Source organism: Pseudomonas sp. NFPP25 (assembly GCF_900116505.1).
In the GTDB taxonomy this organism is placed as follows: domain Bacteria; phylum Pseudomonadota; class Gammaproteobacteria; order Pseudomonadales; family Pseudomonadaceae; genus Aquipseudomonas; species Aquipseudomonas protegens.
Map to the genome: position 1 here is coordinate 64292 of NZ_FPBG01000002.1, position 20291 is coordinate 84582.

At 63.0% G+C, this 20291-nt stretch carries 17 protein-coding genes and 1 tRNA gene; 5 read left to right on the forward strand and 13 right to left on the reverse strand.

All coding sequences use genetic code 11. The features are described from left to right. Positions 1-77: 77 nt before the first annotated feature. Entirely contained in the window at positions 78-1913 is a 1836-nt protein-coding gene (gene ggt / locus BM382_RS07215; protein WP_072442489.1) for a gamma-glutamyltransferase, read from the reverse strand. Positions 1914-2244: 331 nt separating this feature from the next. Between ggt and BM382_RS07220 the strand changes: the two genes are divergently transcribed. Beyond that, positions 2245-3141, forward strand: a complete 897-nt coding sequence (locus tag BM382_RS07220) for a cytochrome-c peroxidase (protein ID WP_275656327.1) — start codon at positions 2245-2247, stop codon at positions 3139-3141. 49 nt (positions 3142-3190) lie between these two features. On the opposite strand, the gene BM382_RS07225 is transcribed toward BM382_RS07220, so the two are convergent. The 8 genes from BM382_RS07225 to BM382_RS07260 all read right to left on the reverse strand — a co-directional run bounded on the left by BM382_RS07225 (position 3191) and on the right by BM382_RS07260 (position 10626). After that, the gene (locus BM382_RS07225; RefSeq protein WP_011063424.1) at positions 3191-3877 is read right to left on the reverse strand and encodes a T6SS immunity protein Tli3 family protein; all 687 of its coding nucleotides are present in this window, start codon (positions 3875-3877) and stop codon (positions 3191-3193) included. Between the two features lie 118 nt (positions 3878-3995). Continuing rightward, the gene (locus tag BM382_RS07230) at positions 3996-4835 is read right to left on the reverse strand and encodes a 5'-nucleotidase, lipoprotein e(P4) family (protein WP_072442491.1); all 840 of its coding nucleotides are present in this window, start codon (positions 4833-4835) and stop codon (positions 3996-3998) included. A 180-nt stretch (positions 4836-5015) separates the two neighbouring features. Beyond that, positions 5016-5092, reverse strand: a tRNA-Met gene (locus BM382_RS07235). 77 nt (positions 5093-5169) lie between these two features. Continuing rightward, positions 5170-6633: an amidase gene (locus BM382_RS07240; RefSeq protein WP_072442493.1), complete on the reverse strand. Its 1464-nt coding sequence runs from the start codon at positions 6631-6633 to the stop codon at positions 5170-5172. Between the two features lie 70 nt (positions 6634-6703). After that, positions 6704-7738 (reverse strand): ABC transporter substrate-binding protein, encoded by a 1035-nt coding sequence (locus BM382_RS07245; RefSeq protein WP_011063422.1) that lies wholly within the window; start codon positions 7736-7738, stop codon positions 6704-6706. A 27-nt stretch (positions 7739-7765) separates the two neighbouring features. Further along, positions 7766-8575 carry an ABC transporter permease gene (locus BM382_RS07250; RefSeq protein ID WP_019095032.1) on the reverse strand — a complete coding sequence of 270 codons (810 nt, stop codon included), beginning with the start codon at positions 8573-8575 and terminating at the stop codon, positions 7766-7768. Beyond that, positions 8572-9492, reverse strand: coding sequence for an ABC transporter permease (locus BM382_RS07255; RefSeq protein WP_011063420.1), 921 nt, complete (start codon positions 9490-9492; stop codon positions 8572-8574). The genes BM382_RS07250 and BM382_RS07255 overlap by 4 nt, the downstream gene beginning before the upstream one ends. 15 nt (positions 9493-9507) lie before the next feature. Continuing rightward, entirely contained in the window at positions 9508-10626 is a 1119-nt protein-coding gene (locus BM382_RS07260) for an ABC transporter ATP-binding protein (protein ID WP_072442495.1), read from the reverse strand. Positions 10627-10852: 226 nt separating this feature from the next. Here BM382_RS07260 and BM382_RS07265 point away from each other — a divergent pair, with 226 nt between their 5' ends. Both BM382_RS07265 and BM382_RS07270 read left to right on the forward strand, forming a co-directional pair. Further along, a complete protein-coding gene (locus tag BM382_RS07265) occupies positions 10853-11761 on the forward strand; it encodes a LysR substrate-binding domain-containing protein (RefSeq protein WP_011063418.1) in 909 nt (302 codons plus the stop codon). A gap of 87 nt (positions 11762-11848) precedes the next feature. Beyond that, entirely contained in the window at positions 11849-13066 is a 1218-nt protein-coding gene (locus BM382_RS07270) for an MFS transporter (protein WP_011063417.1), read from the forward strand. Between the two features lie 66 nt (positions 13067-13132). Here BM382_RS07270 and BM382_RS07275 read toward each other — a convergent pair whose 3' ends face one another. Further along, positions 13133-14023, reverse strand: a complete 891-nt coding sequence (locus tag BM382_RS07275; protein ID WP_015636982.1) for a helix-turn-helix domain-containing protein — start codon at positions 14021-14023, stop codon at positions 13133-13135. A gap of 190 nt (positions 14024-14213) precedes the next feature. Between BM382_RS07275 and pobA the strand changes: the two genes are divergently transcribed. Then, positions 14214-15401 (forward strand): 4-hydroxybenzoate 3-monooxygenase, encoded by a 1188-nt coding sequence (pobA, locus tag BM382_RS07280; protein WP_072442497.1) that lies wholly within the window; start codon positions 14214-14216, stop codon positions 15399-15401. A gap of 189 nt (positions 15402-15590) precedes the next feature. Beyond that, positions 15591-17645 (forward strand): TonB-dependent receptor domain-containing protein, encoded by a 2055-nt coding sequence (locus BM382_RS07285; protein ID WP_072442499.1) that lies wholly within the window; start codon positions 15591-15593, stop codon positions 17643-17645. 60 nt (positions 17646-17705) lie between these two features. Here the strand turns inward: BM382_RS07285 and ychF are convergent, their stop codons facing one another. The 3 genes from ychF to BM382_RS07300 all read right to left on the reverse strand — a co-directional run bounded on the left by ychF (position 17706) and on the right by BM382_RS07300 (position 20182). Beyond that, a complete protein-coding gene (ychF, locus tag BM382_RS07290; RefSeq protein ID WP_065365190.1) occupies positions 17706-18806 on the reverse strand; it encodes a redox-regulated ATPase YchF in 1101 nt (366 codons plus the stop codon). A 23-nt stretch (positions 18807-18829) separates the two neighbouring features. Then, entirely contained in the window at positions 18830-19414 is a 585-nt protein-coding gene (gene pth / locus BM382_RS07295; protein ID WP_011063412.1) for an aminoacyl-tRNA hydrolase, read from the reverse strand. A 168-nt stretch (positions 19415-19582) separates the two neighbouring features. Continuing rightward, on the reverse strand, positions 19583-20182 hold the full coding sequence (locus tag BM382_RS07300) for a 50S ribosomal protein L25/general stress protein Ctc (protein ID WP_011063411.1): 600 nt from the start codon (positions 20180-20182) through the stop codon (positions 19583-19585). Between the last annotated feature and the right edge of the window lie 109 nt (positions 20183-20291).

Consider the following 20291-nt stretch of genomic DNA (forward strand, 5'->3'; position numbering starts at 1 on the left):
TGCATACAGAGCCCTCGTTCACCGCCCACAAAAAAGGGCCAGCCTCACGGCCAGCCCTCGGGTTCATCCGATAACACTCAATCCCCCAGCGCTTCCCCTTCACGCCGTGGATCGGCGCCGCCGGCCCAGGACGCCTTGCCCTGTGCATCACGCACGCGAACGATGGCCTGGGTGCCGCTGGTCATGTCGATCTCGTTTACCTCATGCCCCTGAGCTTGCAGTGCCTGCTTCAGGGCCGGGCTGAACTGGCCTTTCTCCAGTTCGGTCGGCCCGTTGCGGCTGCCGAAGTTGGGCAGGCCGACGGCGGCTTGCGGGTCCAGGTTCCAGTCGAGCATGCCCACCACCGACTTGGCCACGTACTCGATGATCTGCGAGCCGCCGGGGGAGCCGACGCTGGCCAGCAGTTCGCCGCTGGCACGGTCGAAGACCAGGGTCGGCGCCATGGACGAGCGCGGGCGCTTGCCCGGTTGGACGCGGTTGGCCACCGGCTGGCCGTTTTCCTCGGGAATGAACGAGAAGTCGGTCATCTGGTTGTTGAGCATGAAGCCCTGGACCATCAGGTGCGAGCCGAAGGCCGCTTCCACCGTGGTGGTCATCGATACGGCGCCGCCCAGGTCATCCACTGCCACCACTTGCGAGGTGGAGATGCGCATTGGCGAACGGTCCGGTGCATAGGCCACCTGGATGCCCTGGGGCTTGCCCGGTTCGGCCTTGCCCATGCTGCGCTCGCCAATCAGTGCGGCACGCTTGGCCAGGTAGTCCGGGGCGATCAGGCCGGCCACCGGTACGGGCACAAAGTCGCTGTCGGCCACGTACAGGCCACGGTCGGCATAGGCCAGGCGTTCGGCTTCGGCGATCAGGTGCACCGCTTGTGGCGCGGGCTCCAGGCCGGCGGGCAAGTTGGTTTTCTGCGGCTTGAGGTTGGCCAGGGCGTAGCGCGGGTCGCGCTGTTCCAGGGCCTGCAGGGTGCCGAGTATCTGCGCCACCGCCACGCCGCCGGAGGAGGGCGGCGGCATGCCGCACACCTGCCAGCGCTTGTAGTCGCTGCACAGCGGCGCGCGTTCCTTGGCGCGGTAGCCTTGCAGGTCGTTGAGCGACAGGCTGCCGGGGTTGGCGTGGCCCTGGACCTTGGCGACGATTTCCGCGGCCACCGGGCCCTTGTACAGAGCGTCCGGGCCTTCCTCGGCGATGCGTTTGAGCACCGCTGCCAGTGGCGGGTTTTTCAGCAAGGTGCCCACGGCTTTCGGCGTGCCGTCGGCATTCAGGAAATACGCGGCCATGTCCGGCGAGCGTGCCAGGAAAGGATCGGCGCTGATCATGGTGTGCAGCCGTGGCGAAATGGCGAAGCCTTGCTCGGCCAGGCGGATCGCCGGTTCGAACAATTGCGCCCAGGGCAGGCGCCCGTGTTTCTGGTGGGCCATTTCCAGGGCCCGCAGCACGCCCGGGGTGCCGACCGAGCGTCCACCGATCTGCGCCTGGGGGAAGGCCATGGGCTTGCCGTCCGCTTGCAGGAAGAGCTTCTCGGTGGCGCCGGCCGGCGCGGTTTCCCGACCGTCATAGGTGCGCACGGCCTTGCCGTCCCAGAGCACGATCATCGCGCCGCCGCCAATCCCCGAGGACTGCGGTTCCACCAGGGTCAGCACGGCCTGCATGGCAATCGCCGCGTCGATGGCCGAGCCGCCCTTGCGCAGCATTTCGCGCCCGGCCTCGGCGGCCAGCGGGTTGGCAGCGGCGGCCATGTGCTTGCCGGCATGGCGAGTCTGCATGTCGGTGCGGTAGCCCGAGGCGATTTCCGGGGCGGCAGGCAGAGCGTTGGAAGAAGGCGGGTTGTGGCAGGCGCCAAGGCTGAGGGCGGCAGCCAGCAGGCTGAGGCCGAGCAGTTGGCGGTGACGGGGAGGGAAGTTCGAGAACACGCGTTGAGCTCCGTTCACAGGGAAATGAGGGGTCGTCCGTGCGGGGGAATGTACAGCAGTGGCGCCGGCAGTTGGACCCGGATGTAGCCCTGGGCAGTTGGCTGGAGTGGGGCATCTCCCCTGTACACAGGGTCGCAGGCAGTCTTTCACCCGGCCGTCGATTGATCTGAGTCAGGGCGGGAGGGGGGCGTTGGGTACAGGGTGAAACAAACTATAAGCCTGATGAGGGGACGTCATGCACCGTTGTAAGTGGTTACTTGTTTTCGGATTGCTGTTGGGGGGGGAGGTCAGGGGGGAAACGCCAAGCGAACCGATCCAGCCGGTACAGCCGGTGAAGATCACCGATGTGGCCAAGGTGGAGCTGGGCAAGCAGTTGTTCTTCGACCCGCGCCTGTCCAAGTCCGGTTTCATATCCTGCAACTCCTGCCACAACCTGAGCATGGGCGGCAGCGACAACCTGCCCACCTCCATTGGCCACAATTGGCACCAGGGGCCGATCAACTCGCCCACGGTGCTCAACTCCGGCATGAGCATCGCGCAGTTCTGGGACGGCCGCGCGGCCACGCTTCAGGAACAGGCCGGTGGCCCCATCGCCAACCCGGGGGAGATGGGCTTCACCCATGACCTGGCGGTGGACGTGCTGCGTTCCATTCCCCAGTACCGGGCCTCCTTCAAGCAGGTCTACGGCGACGACGGCATCAAGTTTAACGACGTGACCAACGCCATCGCTGCGTTCGAAGAAACCCTGGTTACCCCCAATGCGCCGTTCGACCGCTGGCTCAAGGGCGACAAGGCGGCCATCAGCCCCACCGCGCTCAAGGGCTACCAACTGTTCAAGTCCATCGGCTGCGTGGCTTGCCACAACGGCGAGGCCGTGGGCGGTGGCTCATTCCAGAAGATGGGCATGATCGAGCCCTATGTCACCCAGAACCCGGCCCAGGGCGTGGCCGGGCTGACCGGCAAGGATGCCGACCGCATGCTGTTCAAGGTGCCGACCCTGCGCAACGTGGCGCTGACCTATCCCTACTTCCACGACGGCGCCTACTGGAAGCTGGAAGAGGCGGTGGACGTGATGGCCCGTCTGCAACTGGGACGCAAGCTGGGTACCGAGGAGGTCAGCCAGATCGTGGCCTTCCTTGAAACCCTGACCGGTGACCAGCCGGACTTCAAGCTGCCGATCCTGCCGCCGTCCTCGGCGCAGACACCGCGTCCGCAGCCGTTCAACTGAGCGAAAAAAACCGCAGCCTGCTGCGGTTTTTCAAGCCCTACGTGCTGGGTCAGCCCTGCCTGGCCCCCGTGGCGCAATTGAATCGGTCATCGATGGGGGCTTGGCGAGCGGGTTCGAAGTAGCCAGGTGTACGAGTGCTATCGGTGCGTTGCCAGCGTTGTGGGTAAGACAGCATCGAGTAGGGCGAGTGGTCCTTGAGCGTCTCGTAGTTCAAGGACAGGTCGATCTGCGCGGCGCCGTGCAGGAGTGGCCCTTCGATCGAAAGGACGGAGCCGGTCAGCCAGGTTCGCTCAGGGCTTTCCAGGTACCTGGGCGCGGTGATGCGCAGCCAGGTACGCCCGGCATCCTGGGAAAAGTACAGGCGCGGCAAGCCGGCCCCGCCCTTGCTGAAGCCCGGTCCTTGGGCAATCGGAATCACCAGGTAGTTGGAGTTGGCAGCATCGATCATCAAGTGCGAACCACGGCCATGCACGGTGATGCCGTTGAATGAGCCAAAGGGTGCAACCGGGGTGTGGATGCCGAGCCGGGTGTCGGTGTAGTGCACCATGTCGCCACTGCTGGCGATGACCGGCGAGGAACCGTTGCAGAGCTTGAATGTGGTCCGGTCGATCTCGAAAAAGCGTGATGAGTCGATGCGGTAGATGACCCGGCCGGGCAGGTACTGGATCGGCTCGGGAGTGCTGCAGGCCCCAAGTACCCCGCACGAGATCAGCAACAGCAGCTTCCTTGCCCGCATGAGAAAACGACTCCTTGTTCCTGCCTGAGTGCAGGGGCTGGCGTTTATGACATCCCTGGGGGCTTGGCGCAACACTGGCCATGGCGGGCCAGCGTTGCGCTGATGTTGCGACGCCCTGTCAGGGCTTCATCTGCCAGGCCGTCGAGCTGGCCGCGGCCTTGAACTTGGCCCGATTTTCAGGAGTGGCCGGCGGTTCGGAGTCGCCGAAGATCGCCTTCAGCCAATGGCCGTCGGTGGGGTTGGGGAAGAGGATGAACTTGCGGCCGAACTGCTCCTTGTCCTCGGTCATCAGGCTGCTGCGCTGCTTGACGTCGGCCACGTAGTACTTGCGTTTGAAGTCGTTGAGGTTGTCGCCCAGCATCAGCACCACGTTGTGGTCCTTTGCGATCTCCTGCTGCCGCGGCTCCTTGTTGGAGCTGTCGCGGTACACCGTCAGGTGCTGCTCATCGGCATAGGGCAGCTGGTTCTTGCGCAGGTTGGCCAGGGCGTATTCGTAGGTCTTTTCGCCCTGGTCGCGGCTGGTGACGTAAAAGACTTCGACACCCTTGGACTGGGCGTACTTGAGGAACTCCACGGCGCCCGGGGTGGCCACCGGGCCATTGTCCGCGACCCATTTGTCCCAGGCCTCGTCGTCGAAGAACTCCTTGCCCGAATTGATCATGTAGCCCCAGTAGCTGTTGCTGCTGAGCACGGTGTCGTCAACGTCGCTGATGATCGCCAGTGGCCGCTCGCCGGCCTTGTGTTCCTGCAGGGCGCGGTCCAGTTGCAGACGGGCGATGTTGAAGCCCTGGTAGTACAGCGCCTCGAACTCTGCGGCGGTCTGCTTCCAGGCCACGGCGGCGGTCAGCAGGTTGGAGGGCGGGGTAGGGGCCTGTTCGGCGAAGGCTGGGGTACAGGTGATTGCCAGGAGCGAGAACAGCCAGGGGGCGACTGAAGTCCTGTGGTTTTTTATTGTCATTATCGAGCCCTTGAAGTGAGGATTGCGCAGCTCTCACAAACACTGCCCCGGTGTTCTATCTCACCCCGGGCGGGGGCTCAATGCAGGTGTCGCGTTTGTGGATCAATGCGGCGTAATCTCCGGCACTTTTCTGCGGGCATAAAAAAACGGCCTACCTTGCGGTAAGCCGTTTTTAGTACTTGGTGGCTACACAGGGACTTGAACCCCGGACCCCAGCATTATGAATGCTATGCTCTAACCAACTGAGCTATGTAGCCAAGTGGCGCGCATTATTCGCTCGGAACGACAATGCGTCAAGCGTTTTTATAAAAAAATTATCTACGCTATCAACCGTTTATCCCTTCCCCCCGAAAATCAGTGGCGATGGGCAGCGCTGGAACCAGCGGCTGGCCTGTTCGTAGGCGTGGGCCAATTGCAGGACGGCGAAGTCGGCCTGGTGCTTGCCGATGATCTGCAAGCCCATGGGCAGGCCGTTGGCATTGAAGCCGGCCTGCACGTTGGCCACCGGGCAGCCGGACAAGGTGCCGGGAATCACCACCTCCATCCAGCGGTGGTAGGTGTCCATGGCCACACCTTCGATGTTGCGCGGCCAGGGTATGTTCTTGTCGAAGGGGAAGACCTGGGCGCTGGGCAGCAGCAGGTAGTCGAAGCGTTCGAACAGTTTTGAAATGGCGCGGTACCAGTCGCTGCGGATTACCGAGGCCTCGAACACCTGGCTGGCGGACAGCTTGAGGCCGTTCTCTACTTCCCAGATGGCTTCCGCCTTGAGTTGTGAACGCTTATGCGGGTCGGCATAGGCGCCGCCCAGGGACCCGGCGACCATCCAGTGGCGCAGGGTGCGCCAACTGCTCCACAGGCGTTCGGGGGCGAAGTCGGGGCTGGCCGGTTCTACGCTGCAGCCCAGGCTGCGGAAATCGCCCAAGGCCTTTTCGCAGAGCTCCAGCAGGCCCTTTTCCATTGGCAGGTAACCGTTGAAGTCCCCCAGCCAACCCAGGCGCGTGCCCTTGAAGTCGCGTTCCAGCGGGGCGGCGAAGCCCTGGCCGGATTCGGCGATGGACAGCGGCGCCCGCGCATCGCCCCCGGCCTGCACCGACAGCAGCAGGGCTGCGTCGCGCACGCTGCGGGCCATGGGGCCTTCGTAGCCGAGCTGGTCGATGAACAGGTCGCTGCTGTCGTCGAACGGCACCCGGCCCTGGGACGGGCGAAAACCGAAGATGTTGTTGAAGGCCGCCGGGTTGCGCAGCGAACCCATCATGTCGCTGCCGTCGGCCACCGGCACCAGGTGCAGGGCCAGGGCCGCGGCGGCGCCACCACTGCTGCCGCCGGCGGTCTTGCTCGGGTCATAGGCACAGCCGGTGGCGCCGAACAGCGGGTTGTAGGTCTGGGAGCCGAGGCCGAATTCCGGAGTGTTGCTCTTGCCGATCAGGATCGCCCCGGCAGCCTTGATCCGTTCCACCATGATGCCGTCGCGCTCGGGGATGAAATCCCGGTACAGCGGCGAACCCAGGGTGGTGCGGATGCCCTGGGTCAGGGACAGGTCCTTGATGGCGTGGGGCAGGCCGTGCATCCAGCCGCGATATTCGCCACGGGCCAGTTCGGCGTCGCGCCGGTCGGCCTCGGCCAGCAGGGCTTCGGCCGGTTGCAGGCTGACCAGGGCATTGACCAGGGGGTTGTAGTGCTCGATGTGGGCAAGGTAGGTCTGCATCACTTCCCGGCAGGAAACCTGACGCAGGCGGATACGTTCGGCGAGTTCATGGGCCTGGAGCAGGACCAGTTCGCTGGGGGGCTTGGCGATCATGGCAGGAGGGCCTTTCAAACGGCTTTGGAAACGCCCCGGCATCCAGACCGGGGCGGCAAGTCAACGCTGCTCAGCGCATCAGGTTGGTCCACAGGCGGTCGGCAAGGCGGATTGCGCCTTCGCCGCAGGTCTGGCTGAAGACCACCTTGGTACCCTCGGGAATGTGCAGCTCGGGAGCATCCTTCAACCCGGCGTCGAGGAAGGGTTCGACGCCCTTGATCGGGCTCTGGTGCTTGAGGAAGTTCTGGGTCATGGCGGCGTTCTCAGGCTGGCTGAGGAAGGCGATAAAGGCCTTGGCGTTCGCCGGATTCTTGCTGCCCTTGGGGATGACCATGTTGTCCACCCAGGCCAGCACGCCTTCTTTCGGGTAGAGATATTTCAGGCCGGGCTTCATCTCCCGGGCGCGCATCGACGAGCCGCCCCAGAACATCGACATGTCGATTTCCCCGGCCGCCAGGTTCTCGCGGATCGCCCCGGCCTTGGAGCTGTAGGTCTTGACGAAGGGCTTCTGCGCCTTGAGCAGGCCAAGGATCTGCTGCATCTGCTTGGGGTCTTCGCTGCACAGTGGAATGTTCAGGTACAGGCTGGCCATGTCGATCACTTCGCTCACCGAGTCGAACATGTTGATCCGCCCCTGCAGCTCCGCTGGCGGCTCGTAGAGCACCTTGTAGCTGTCGCTCGGGCCTTTGTAGCGTTCGCCGTTGAGCACCACGCTGGTGGTGCCCCAGATGAAGGGCACCGAGTAGGCGCCTTCCGGGTCCCAGGTCGGGTTCTTCAGGTTGTCGACCACGCTGGCGTAATAGGGCTGCTTGGCCGGGTCGAAGCGCTCCAGCAACTGCTCCTTGATCAGGATCGGGATGAACTGGTGGGAGGGGATCGCCACGTCATAACCGGTGCCGCCCTGTTTCAGCTTGGCCAGCAGGGTTTCGTTGGAATCGTAGGAATCCACCGTGACCTCGATACCGGTCTGCTTCTGGAACTTGGCGAGAATTTCCGGCGAAAAGTAGCCGCTCCAGCTCACGACGTTGAGTTTCTCGGCGGCCTGCACCGCCAGTGGCAGGCTCAGCAACAACGAGGTACCCAGGCTTGCGATCAACTTGCTCATGTCATTTCCCCAAGGTCAGTGGAAGGTTCAAGCGTGTTTCTTGCTCAGCAGATAAGAGAGGCTGACGAACAGCACCGAGACGCCGAGGATCAGCGTCGACACGGCGTTGACGTCGGGTGTCACGCCCATGCGCAACAGGCCGAAGATGAAGATCGGCAGGGTGGTGGTGCCGGCCTGGGACACCATCATCGAGATCACGAAGTTATCCAGGGAGACGATGAAGGCCAGCATCAGCCCGGAGACGATCCCCGGCATCAGCAGCGGCAGGGTCACCTTGCGGAAGGTGCGCCAGGGGCCGGCGTACAGGTCCGCCGCGGCGTGTTCCAGGGACAGGTCCATGTCGTTGAGGCGGGCGCGGATCGGCAAATAGGCGAAGGGTATGCAGAACACCGTGTGGGCGATGATCAGGTTGCCGTAGCCCAGGGACAGCCCCAGGGTGGAGAACAGCGCCAGGGTGGCCACGCCGACGACGATTTCCGGTAGCACCAGGGGCAGCATGATGGCGCCCATGGACAGTTGCAGGCCCTTGAACTTCGCCCCGCGTGAGGTGCCCAGGGCCGCCAGGGTGGCGATGGCGGTGGCCGCCATGCTGGCGCACACGGCGATCAGCAGGCTGTTGCCTGCCGCCTGGCGCAGGGCCTGGTTGGCGAACGCCGCGCGGTACCAGTCGAGGCTGAAGCCGCTCCACACCGTGGCCGACTGGTTGGCGTTGAAGGAGAACACCACCAGCACCAGGATCGGCGCGTAGAGGTACAGGTAGAACAGGAAGCTGAAACCGCCGAAGCCGGGAAAGTCCTGGACACCGAGGCCTTTGCGCTTGAACAGGCGGATCATCATGCACCCTCCTGAAGGGTTTTCTGGCGCTGGGCGCGCAGGGCGTAGACGGTCAGTACCAGCATCACCGCGGCCATCAGCACCAGCGACAGGGCTGCGCCGAAGGGCCAGTTACGGGCATCGCTGAACTGCCGGAAGATCAGGTTGCCAAGCATCATCCGGGTGCCGCCCCCCAGCAGTTCCGGGGCGATCATCGCCCCCAGGCAGGGCACGAAAGTCAGGATCGCCCCGGCGAAAATTCCCGGCTTGGCAATGGGCAGCACCACCTTGCGCAGGGTCCGAATGCGTCCGGCGTAGAGGTCCTGGGCCGCTTCCAGCAGGCGGGTGTCCATCTTTTCCAGGGTGGCGTAGATCGGCAGCACCACGAAGGGCGCGTAGGTGTAGACCAGCCCCAGCAGCACCGCACCGTCGGTGTACAGCAACTGCAACGGCTCGTGGATGACCCCCAGGCCCATCAGGCTGTTGTTGATCACCCCGGTGTTGCGCAGCAGCAGGATCCAGGCGTAGGTGCGGATCAGCAGGTTGGCCCAGAACGGCACGGTGATCAGGAAGATCAGCAGGCCGCGGCGCCGCACTGGCTGCATGGCCAGCCACACCGCTACCGGAAAACCGATCAGCAGGGTGATCACCGTGGTCAGCCCGGCGATGCCGATCGAGCGCAGGGCGATCAGCAGGTAGGAGTCGGCGAAGGCCAGGCTGTCGTCCAGTTGCCGTTCGAACAGCAGGGAGGTGTAGGCGTCGCTGCTGAAGACCTTGTTCACCCCGCCGTAGGGGTTGGCTTCCATCAACGAATAGCCGATGACGATAAGGATTGGCACGATCAGGAACAGGCCGATGGCGACCAGGGCCGGGCTGACCCCGAGAAAGCTGCGCAGGGCCTTGCGCCGTTCCAGGTGCTGGGAAATCGAAGAAGCGTGCATGGCGAATCCTCGTGGTCAATCCAGCAGGACGCTGGCGCTGCCGCGTTCGAACAGCAGCCCGGCGCTGCTGCCTACGCTCAGACGCGGGTGGTGTTCGAGGCTGTTGGGCGTGCGCACGGTGAGGCGCGTGCCGTCGCCGAGGCTGACCTGGTATTGCAGGTCGGTGCCCAGGTAGATCAGCGCTTCGATGCGGCACGCCAGGGCGCCTTGCGAGGCATCACCGCGCAGGTGCAAGCGCTCGGGGCGCACCGACAGGGTGACCTGCTGGCCGACCTTGGCGGTGGTGCAGGGTTGCGCCGGCAGCGCCTGCCCGGCGGGCCCGCTGAACCAGGCCAGGCCCGCTTCGACACGGCTGACCGTGGCCTGGATGAAGTTGGTTTCACCGATGAAGTCGGCGACGAAGCGATTGCGCGGCTGCTCGTAGATTTCTTCCGGGCGACCCACCTGTTGCACTTCGCCTTCGGAGAGCACGGCGATGCGGTCGGACAGGGTCAGGGCTTCTTCCTGGTCGTGGGTGACGAAGATGAAGGTGATACCGGTCTTGGCCTGGATGGCCTTGAGTTCTTCGCGCATGGCCTGGCGCAGCTTGAGGTCCAGGGCCGACAGCGGCTCGTCCAGCAGCAGTACCTTGGGGTGGGGGGCCAGGGCTCGGGCCAGGGCGATGCGTTGCTGCTGGCCGCCGGACAGCTGGTTGGGCTTGCGCGCCGCAAAGCGCTCCATCTGCACCAGGGCCAGCATCTCGCGCACCCGCTCGGCGATCTGCGCCTTGCTCAATACCTGGCCCATAGGGCGCGATTCCAGGCCGAAGGCCAGGTTCTCGGCCAGGGTCATGTGGGGGAACAGTGCGTAATGCTGGAACACCGTGTTCACCGGGCGCTCGAAGGGCGGCCGGTCGGCGATGTTCTCGCCATAGAGAAGGATCTCGCCCTGGGTCGGGAACTCGAACCCGGCGATCATCCGCAAGAGGGTGGTCTTGCCACAGCCCGAGGGGCCGAGAAGGGTGAAGAATTCGTTGTCGCGGATATCCAGGTCGATGTTCTTCAGGGCCACCGGGCCGCTGTGTGGATCGCCGTAGACCTTGCGCACTGAACGGATGGACACCGCCAGCGTTTGCAGCGCATGCAGGGCATTCATGCCTTACCTCCGATTCCCCCATGAGCTGTCGTGCAGGCCATGGATCTTGTTTTTCTTGGGCAGGATCGAAATGTGTCGGGTGCGTGGAAAGCTTGTCTTTGCAGGCTTTGCGCGGGTTTTACCGGGTTCTGCTGGGGCTGATTATCAGTGAGGGGTTGCGGGGGCGAAACATCAATTTTAACATACCGGCTGTTAAAAAATTTAATAGCAAGGGGCGGGCGAAATCATGGTCGAGCAGCGTTTGCCACCGTTGAATGCAGTGCGTGCTTTTGATGCCGCCGCCCGTCTTGGCAGCTATGTCGAAGCCTCAAGGGCCTTGCATGTGACTCAGCCGGCCATCGGCCGCCACGTGAAGCTGCTGGAGGACTGGCTCGGGGTGCAGCTGTTCGAGCGCACGTCCCGCGGCGTGAACCTGACCCCGGCGGGGGAGAAGTACCACCGCAAGATCGCCGCCGCCCTGCAACTGATCATCGAGGCCGGGCGCGAGGTACAGCCCAGGGCCGCCGAGCGCTGGCTGCGGATCATGGTCGTGCCGGGGTTTGCCAAGCGCTGGCTGACCCCGCGCCTGGAGGCGCTGCGCCACGTGCGCCCGGGCCTGAAGTTCGCCATCGAGCCGAACTCGACCTTTAGCGAAGTGGATGCCAAGAGCAGCGACCTGGGGATCGCCTACGGCCTGGACGGGCAATACGCCGAGTCCCGGGTCAGCCTGATCTGCCCCCGGGTGTTTCCCATCTGCACCCCGGCCTACCTGGCCAGTATCGAGGCGATTCGCGAGCCGGCGGACCTGGCCCGCCATGAGTTGATCCACTTCGATGACGGCGAGTGGTGGAACATGTGGTTCGCCGCCAATGGCCTGGATATCCAGCTCACGTCCGACCTGATCTACGTGAACAACGACCATGCGCTGTCGGTGGCTGAAAGCGGCGGTGGTATTGCCCTGGCCAACGAAGTGCTGGTGCGCGAGGAGCTCAAGGCCGGCACCCTGGTGCGGGTGCTGGAAGACCAGGTGCAGCTGGAAAGCTACCGGGTGCTGACCCCGGCCAGCGAGTGGTCGGAGGACGTGGAATGGTTTATCCAGTGGCTCAAGGCCGAGCTGGAAGCGGATTTCCCCGAGGCGCGAATCGGGGTTCGTTAGCAAGCTAATGGGATGGCGCGACTGCACCGAAAAATGGCACATTGACGCACCTGCCCCTGTGCACCCACCCGTTGTACGGAAAATCCTATGGCTAGCAGCAACTCCCCGAGCGTCGCCGCGACGGCTTCCCCGGCTTCGCAAAGCAGTCCCCTGGTCCTGCGCATCATTGGTGCGGTGGCCCTGGCGCACCTGATCAACGACTTGATCCAGGCAGTGCTGCCGGCGATCTACCCGATGCTCAAGGACAGCTACGGCCTGACCTTCACCCAGGTCGGCCTGATTACCCTGACCTTCCAGCTGACCGCGTCGCTGTTGCAGCCCTGGGTCGGCTACTACACCGACCGCCGGCCTCAACCATTCCTGCTGCCGGCGGGAATGATCTGCACCCTGATCGGCATCCTGATGATGTCCCAGGTCGGCAGCTTTCCCTTGATCCTGCTGGCAGCAGCATTGATCGGCATTGGCTCCTCGACCTTCCATCCGGAGGCTTCGCGGGTCGCGCGGCTGGCCTCGGGCGGGCGCTATGGTCTGGCCCAGTCGAGCTTTCAGGTCGGCGGCAATGCCGGCACCGCCTTCGGCCCCTTGCTGGCTGCGGCCATCATCATTCCCTACGGCCAGGGCAATGTGGCCTGGTTCGGCCTGTTCGCGCTGTTTGCCCTGGTGGTGCTGTACGCCATCAGCCGCTGGTATGCCAACCACCTGCGCCTGTACAAGCTCAAGCAGGGCCAGGCGGCGACTCACGGCCTGTCCAGGAACCGGGTGATCAGCGCCCTGGTGGTCCTCGGGCTGCTGGTGTTTTCCAAGTATTTCTACATGGCCAGCTTCACCAGCTACTTCACCTTCTACCTGATCGAGAAATTCGACCTGTCGGTGGCCAGCTCGCAACTGCATCTGTTCCTGTTCCTGGGAGCCGTGGCGGCGGGAACCTTCTTCGGCGGCCCGATCGGCGACAAGATCGGGCGCAAGGCAGTGATCTGGTTCTCGATCCTCGGGGTGGCGCCGTTCACTCTGTTGCTGCCCCATGTCGACCTGTTCTGGACCAGCGTCCTGAGCGTGGTGATCGGCTTTATCCTGGCCTCGGCATTCTCCGCCATCGTGGTGTACGCCCAGGAACTGGTGCCGGGCAACGTTGGCATGATCGCCGGGGTGTTCTTCGGCCTGATGTTCGGTTTTGGCGGGATCGGTGCGGCGCTGCTGGGGCACCTGGCGGACATTCATGGCATCGAGTATGTGTACTACCTGTGCTCGTTCCTGCCGCTGTTCGGGGTACTGGCGATCTTCCTGCCGCGTACCCGCAAAGCCTGATGGCTTGAGGCGTGCTGGCGATAGAACGCCCGGGGTTCTGGCCCCGGGCTTTTTTTTGCCTGGGCTTCAGCCGCCCTGGCGGGTGTGCCCGGTGCCTTGGCGAAAGGCGTTGGGTGTCTGGCCGCCGAGGCGCTTGAAGAAGCGGGAAAAGTAGGTGGGGTCGCTGAAGCCCAGGTTGTCCGAGAGCTGGCTGATGCTGATGTTGGTGTAGATCAGGTTGCGCTTGGCCTCCAGCATCAGGCGCTGGTGGATGATCTGCAACGCGGTCTGCCCGGCCAGTTCCCGGCACAGGGTATTGAGGTGCACGCTGGACAGGCCGATGCGATGGGCCAGGGCTTCCACCGTCGGGTGCTCCTGGTAATGCTGCTCCACCAGCTTGATGAAGTGCCCCAGCAGTTGCTGGTTGCGCTCGCTGCGGTTGCTGGGCGTCACGTTCTGCTGGCGTCGGCGGCTGATCCACACCAGCAGTACGTTGACCAGCGAATGCAGCAGCAGGTCCCGCGCCGAGGCGCTGCCTTCGTATTCCTCCAGCAAGGTCTTGAACAGGCTGTTGAGGCGCTGCCGGTCACGGCCCACCGGGTAGCGCCCGGCCGCGGCCAGTACCGCCAGCGGCGCACCCAGCTGGCTTTCCAGCTGGGCCACCAGCGGCGCACCCAGGGTCAGCACGTAGCCCTCGATGTTCTCGGAAAACTGAAAGCCGTGGACCATCAGCGGCGGCACCACCTGGATGGTTGCTTCGCGCACGTCCTCGCGGCGCCCTTCGACTTCCACCAGCGCCTGTCCGCTTTGCACATAGAGCAGTTGATACAGGTCGGCGTGGCGGTGCGGCTTGATCTCCCAGTGGTGCAGGCTGCTGCGCTTGGGGATGGATTCACAGTGCAGTAGGTCCGGAGTCGGCCAGGCCTGGTTTTCGCCGTAGAGCTTGAATACGGGGATGCTGGAGCGACTGGCTTTCATCGGGCGCGGCCCTGGGGGTGAGGGATTGGAATGCTCGATAATCGAACGCTGTTTTCAAAAGTGCATTTTTACGGAGGTTAATCACCATTTTTTGCGATTTTTGTCGGCAAAAATGCAGGGGTACAACAATAACCATAAATTCCGGATTTCGCCTGCACGGTGACTGGAATGCCCTTATGAGACGACAACAATGAAAACTCAGGTTGCGATTATCGGCGCCGGACCTTCCGGCCTTCTGCTGGGCCAACTGCTGCACAAGGCCGGCATCGACACCGTGATTGTCGAGCGCCAGACCCCGGACTACGTGCTGGGCCGCATCCGTGCCGGTGTGCTGGAGCAGGGCACCGTGGACATGCTGCGCGAGGCCGGTGTGGCCCGCCGCATGGACGCTGAAGGCCTGGTCCATGAAGGGGTGGAGCTGCTGATGGGCGGCAAGCGCGTGCGTATCGACCTCAAGGCCCTGACCGGCGGCAAGACGGTGATGGTGTATGGCCAGACCGAAGTCACCCGCGACCTGATGGAGGCCCGCGCTGCCTGCGCAGCGCCGATCATCTATTCGGCGGACAAGGTGCAGCCCCATGACATGAAGGGCGCGCAGCCCTATATCACCTATGAAAAAGACGGCCAGCTGCAGCGCATCGACTGCGATTACATCGCCGGCTGCGACGGTTTTCATGGCGTGGCGCGCAAGAGCATCCCCGAAGACGTGCTGACCCACTACGAGCGCGAATACCCCTTCGGCTGGCTGGGGCTGCTGTCCGATACCCCACCGGTCAATCACGAACTGATCTATGGGCAGCATGAACGTGGTTTCGTGCTGTGCAGCCAGCGCTCCCTGACCCGCAGCCGCTACTACCTGCAAGTCCCGCTGAGCGACAAGGTCGAGGACTGGTCCGACGAGCGCTTCTGGAACGAGCTCAAGGCCCGTCTGCCAGAAGAGGTGGCGGCTGACCTGGTGACCGGGTCAGCGCTGGAGAAAAGCATCGCGCCGCTGCGCAGCTATGTGGTGGAGCCCATGCAGTACGGCAAGCTGTTCCTGGTGGGGGACGCGGCCCATATCGTTCCGCCTACCGGTGCCAAGGGCCTGAACCTGGCGGCCTCCGATGTGTGCTACCTGTACCGGATCCTGGTCAAGGTCTACCGCGAAGGGCGTACCGAGCTGCTGGAAAAGTATTCCGAACTGGCCTTGCGCCGGGTGTGGAAGGGCGAACGCTTCAGCTGGTTCATGACCAATCTGCTGCACGATTTCGGCGACCGGCAGGATGCCTGGGACCACAAGATGCAGCAGGCCGATCGCGAATATTTCCTCAACTCCCACGCTGGCCTGGTGAACATTGCCGAGAACTATGTGGGCCTGCCTTACGAAGAAATCTGCTGAGCCCACGACCCTGAAGCGACCCGCATGCAGTGGGCCGTTTCAGGGCGCTGCCTGCAACGGGCGGCAAGCCGTAATGTAACAGTGCGGAAACATTCCTATTTATAAATGATATTCATTAGCATTACACTCCGATCCCTCTCTCCCTTGATGCACCATCCGGGTGCATTGAATCGACAAGGATCGTTTGTAATGAAAGTCAGCTCCTGCCTGTTCAATTCGCTTCTGCTCAGCGCCGGTGTCGGCCTGCTGGCCCCGCTGGCGCAGGCCGGCGATGCGGTTGAAGAGGCCAAGCCTGCATCGTTGGAACTGGATACCGCCTTTGTCACGGCTACTGGCGGTGCCACGGATCTCAAGGATGCCCCGGCCAGTGTCAGCGTCATCACCCGCGAGGAAATCGAGCGCCAGCCGGTCTATGACCTCAATACCCTGCTGCGCCGGGTGCCGGGGGTGACCGGTGGTTTCGGCCCGGTGGGCGAGCAGTCGAAGATCAAGCTGCGGGGGCTGGACGACAAGTACACGCTGATCCTGGTGGATGGCAAGCGGGTCGGCAGTTCCGCGGACCTGAGTTATCGCCGCGACCTGGCGCGCCAGGACCTGAACTGGATCTCGCCGAACATGATCGAGCGCATCGAGATCGTCCGCGGGCCTATGTCGTCGCTGTATGGTTCGGACGCCATGGGCGGGGTGATCAATATCATCACCCGCAAGGTCTCGCGGACCTGGACCGGCTCGGCCAGCACCAATATCACCGTGCCCAAGGATTCCGACCGCGGCCAGACCACTCAGTACAGCGTGAATGCGGCAGGTCCGCTGACGGAGTCCCTGGGGCTGCGCCTGGGGGCCAACGTCACGCGTCGGGCTGCGGATGAGGTAGAGGCGCGGCGCGATGCCCAGGGCGATTTCATGTACGACGATGGCGCGGGCGGCTCCAAGGATCAGAGCGTGAATGCACTGCTGGACTGGCAGATCAACCAGGAGCAGAGCCTGTCCTTCGAGGCGGTGCATGGCGTTGAGCATTCCTGGGCGTCCAAGAAGACCTTTGGTGACTGGAACGAGACCGTTGGTGGCGCCTTCGGCCCCAGCCGCCTGACCCGCGACAGCTACATTCTGTCCCATACCGGCGACTGGAGCTTTGGTACCTCGAAGCTCGATGCCTACCTGAACAAGTACCGCAACGACCTTGACCTGGGCAAAGCCAACTCGGAAGAGAAGATCGTCGAGGGCAGCCTGAATATTCCCTTCCAATTGCTGTTGGACCAGCGCCTGACGCTGGGCGGGCAATGGAAGCGCGAGGAGCTGACCAACACCAATACCCTGGGCACCGTGCCGGTGGATTACCAGGGCACGCCGGTCAGTGGCTCGACCTTGAAGGGCGATTACTCGGCGGCCTTTATCGAGGATGAGCTGTTTCTGCTGGACAACCTGTCCCTGACCCTGGGCAACCGTTTCGACCACAGCGACAAGTACGGTAACCACAACAGCCCGCGGGCGTATGTGGTCTATCACCCGCACCCGGACTGGACCGTGCGTGGCGGTGTTTCCAAGGGTTTTCGTGCGCCAAGCCTGAAGGAGGGCAGTGCGGGGGCGGCTACCGAATCCGCAGGCCGGGGCTGTGGTTCGTTGCGGCCGTTGGGCTATGTCACTGGTAGTTGCTGGATGGCGGGCAATCCGAACCTGACACCGGAAACCAGCACCAACAAGGAAATCGGCCTTTCGTTCGACCACGATGGCTGGGAAGCGGGCCTGACCTACTTCCACACCGATTTCACCGACAAGATCGAATACGGCCCGTTGGGCCAGTACCAGGGCCGCTGGTGGACCATGCTGGAAAACGTCGACAAGGCCCGTACCCGTGGCTGGGAAGGCACCGCCCGGGTGCCGCTGGGCGACTCCGTGAACTGGCGCACCAACGCCACCTACATGCTGGAAAGCAAGAACCTGTCCACCGGTGAAGACCTGATCAGTTCACCCAAACTGTCGGCATTCAGTGCGCTGGACTGGCAGGTCACCGACCGTTTGAGCACCGAGCTTTCGGCTCAGCACGTCGGCAAGCAGCGGGGCATGGGCAATGATTTCGTGCAGTCCTACACCACCTACGACCTGACGGCGAACCTGGCGCTGACCAAGTGGCTGACCCTGAATGGCGGCGTGCAGAACCTGCTGGATAAAGACCTGCGGGACGGATCGACCAACTTCTATGTGCCCGGACGGGCGTTCTTCGCGGGGGCGACCACTTACTTCTGAGGCCGCTGGATGTAGCGGGGGGAATCAGCCCCATTGCCAGGCAATGGGGCTGAAGGGGCATTACACGTTGAAGCGGAAGTGCATCACGTCGCCGTCTTTGACGATGTATTCCTTGCCTTCCAGGCGCCATTTACCGGCTTCCTTGGCTCCGGCTTCACCCTTGAACTGGATGAAGTCGTTGTAGGCGATGACTTCGGCACGGATGAAGCCTTTCTCGAAGTCGGTGTGGATCACCGCGGCCGCTTGGGGCGCGGTAGCACCGACACGCACGGTCCAGGCGCGAACTTCCTTCACACCTGCGGTGAAGTAGGTCTGCAGGTTGAGCATTTCGTAGCCGGCGCGGATCACCCGGTTCAGGCCGGGCTCTTCCAGGCCCAGGGCCTCGAGGAACATGTCCTTTTCTTCGCCGTCATCGAGCTCGGCGATTTCCGCCTCGATCTTGTTGCACACCGGCACCACGATCGCGCCTTCTTCCTCGGCAATGGCCTTGACCACGTCCAGCAGGGGGTTGTTCTCGAAGCCGTCTTCGGCAACGTTGGCGATGTACATCACCGGCTTGGTGGTCAGCAGGTGGAAGCCACGGATGATCAGCTTCTCATCGCTGCTCATGTCCTTCATCAGGCTGCGGGCCGGCTTGCCTTCGGTGAAGTGGGCGATCAACTGCTCCAGCAGGGCTTTCTGGGCCACGGCATCCTTGTCACCGCCCTTGGCGTTGCGGGCGACTTTCTGCAACTGTTTTTCGCAGCTGTCGAGGTCGGCGAAGATCAGTTCCAGGTCGATGATTTCGATGTCGCGCTTGGGGTCGACGCTGTTGGACACGTGGATCACGTTGTCGTCTTCGAAGCAGCGGACCACATGGGCGATGGCGTCGGTTTCGCGGATGTTGGCCAGGAACTTGTTGCCCAGGCCTTCACCTTTCGAAGCACCGGCCACCAGGCCGGCGATGTCGACGAACTCCATGGTGGTGGGCAGCACGCGCTCGGGCACGACGATGGCGGCCAGGGCGTCCAGGCGCGGGTCGGGCATCGGCACGATACCGCTGTTGGGCTCGATGGTGCAGAAGGGGAAGTTCTCGGCCGCGATCCCGGATTTGGTCAGGGCGTTGAACAGGGTGGACTTGCCGACGTTAGGCAGGCCGACGATGCCGCAATTGAATCCCATGGTGTATTCCCCGAGGAGTAGAGTCAGGCCTTCTGGCTGTGCAGGTTTTTCATCGCGCGGTTCCATTCACCGGCGAAGATATCCGGCAGCACGCCGAGGGCAAAATCGATGCTGGCATCGAGTTTTTCCTGTTCGGCGCGTGGCGCACGACCCAGGACAAAGTTTGAAACCATACTGGCAACGCCCGGATGGCCGATGCCGAGCCGCAGGCGGTGAAAGGTATTCTGATTACCGAGCTGCGCGATGATGTCCCGCAGTCCGTTGTGCCCGCCATGGCCGCCGCCGGTCTTGAGCTTGGCGACGCCTGGCGGCAAGTCGAGTTCGTCGTGGGCCACCAGGATCTCTTCCGGCTTGATGCGGAAGAAGCCGGCAAGCGCCGCCACGGCCTGGCCGCTGCGGTTCATGTAGGTGGTGGGAATCAACAGACGAATGTCCTGACCCTGGTGACTGAAGCGCCCGGTCAGGCCGAAATATTTGCGATCGGCGACAAGGTTGATCCCTTGTTTTTCGGCGATGCGCTCAACAAAAAGGGCCCCTGCGTTATGCCGGGTCTGTTCGTATTCGGTGCCTGGATTACCCAGGCCAACGATCAGTTTGATGGCAGTCACGATAGGGGCCCTTCTTTGGAGTGGTGGATGACATCGCCGCAACCGGTGCTACGGCGAAAGTGGACGACAAGAGCTGGGTTGCCTTGCGGCAAACTTCGCGTTCTCGCCCGCTTTCTCGCTACGTTCCAGTCCGCGATGTACTCCGCTTAACTCCCGCGTCAGAGTGAATTACTCTGCAGCGCCTTCTGCAGCTTCTGGAGCAACACGTGGAGCGTGGACGTTGGCTACTGCCAGGTCGTTGCCGTGTGCCAGGGCCACGAATTCAACGCCTTTAGGGGCCTTGATGTCGGACAGGTGAACAATGGTGCCGATTTCAGCGTCAGCCAGGTCGACTTCGATGAACTCAGGCAGGTCTTTGGGCAGGCAGGAAACTTCGATTTCCGCGATTACGTGCGAGATCTCGCCGCCTTTCTTGACCGGAGCAGCTTCGTTGATGAAGTGCACTGGAACGATGGCGGTCAGTTTCTGACCAGCAACCACGCGAACGAAGTCAGCGTGCATCACGTGGCCTTTGGCTGGGTGACGTTGCAGGGCCTTGATCACGACGTTCTGCTTGGTGCCACCAACGTTCAGTTCGATGATGTGGCTGTAGGCAGCTTCGTTTTCCAGCAGCTTGGCAACTTCTTTGGCCAGCATGCTGATGGATTCAGGGGCTTTGTCGCCACCGTAAACTACAGCTGGAACCAGGCTTGCGAGACGACGCAGGCGGCGGCTCGCACCTTTCCCCAGGTCGGAACGCACTTCAGCATTCAGAGTAAAATCGTTCATGTTGTATCTCCAAAATAACCACACTCGCCCCAGCGTTTGCGACCAGCGCTAAAGGCGATATGGGCAAAAAAGCCCCGTCCCAACACAGGTTGGGACGGGGCGCTTTTCG

What these genes read in the sequence shown, in the direction of transcription:
- BM382_RS07240 (WP_072442493.1), bottom strand. Translation starts at nt 6,633, where the DNA reads ATGATCGCCAAGCCCCCCAGCGAACTGGTCCTGCTCCAGGCCCATGAA.
- BM382_RS07255 (WP_011063420.1), bottom strand. Translation starts at nt 9,492, where the DNA reads ATGCACGCTTCTTCGATTTCCCAGCACCTGGAACGGCGCAAGGCCCTG.
- BM382_RS07270 (WP_011063417.1), top strand. Translation starts at nt 11,849, where the DNA reads ATGGCTAGCAGCAACTCCCCGAGCGTCGCCGCGACGGCTTCCCCGGCT.
- BM382_RS07275 (WP_015636982.1), bottom strand. Translation starts at nt 14,023, where the DNA reads ATGAAAGCCAGTCGCTCCAGCATCCCCGTATTCAAGCTCTACGGCGAA.
- BM382_RS07265 (WP_011063418.1), top strand. Translation starts at nt 10,853, where the DNA reads ATGGTCGAGCAGCGTTTGCCACCGTTGAATGCAGTGCGTGCTTTTGAT.
- BM382_RS07230 (WP_072442491.1), bottom strand. Translation starts at nt 4,835, where the DNA reads ATGACAATAAAAAACCACAGGACTTCAGTCGCCCCCTGGCTGTTCTCG.
- BM382_RS07300 (WP_011063411.1), bottom strand. Translation starts at nt 20,182, where the DNA reads ATGAACGATTTTACTCTGAATGCTGAAGTGCGTTCCGACCTGGGGAAA.
- BM382_RS07285 (WP_072442499.1), top strand. Translation starts at nt 15,591, where the DNA reads ATGAAAGTCAGCTCCTGCCTGTTCAATTCGCTTCTGCTCAGCGCCGGT.
- BM382_RS07250 (WP_019095032.1), bottom strand. Translation starts at nt 8,575, where the DNA reads ATGATGATCCGCCTGTTCAAGCGCAAAGGCCTCGGTGTCCAGGACTTT.
- BM382_RS07225 (WP_011063424.1), bottom strand. Translation starts at nt 3,877, where the DNA reads ATGCGGGCAAGGAAGCTGCTGTTGCTGATCTCGTGCGGGGTACTTGGG.
- BM382_RS07260 (WP_072442495.1), bottom strand. Translation starts at nt 10,626, where the DNA reads ATGAATGCCCTGCATGCGCTGCAAACGCTGGCGGTGTCCATCCGTTCA.
- BM382_RS07245 (WP_011063422.1), bottom strand. Translation starts at nt 7,738, where the DNA reads ATGAGCAAGTTGATCGCAAGCCTGGGTACCTCGTTGTTGCTGAGCCTG.
- pobA (WP_072442497.1), top strand. Translation starts at nt 14,214, where the DNA reads ATGAAAACTCAGGTTGCGATTATCGGCGCCGGACCTTCCGGCCTTCTG.
- ychF (WP_065365190.1), bottom strand. Translation starts at nt 18,806, where the DNA reads ATGGGATTCAATTGCGGCATCGTCGGCCTGCCTAACGTCGGCAAGTCC.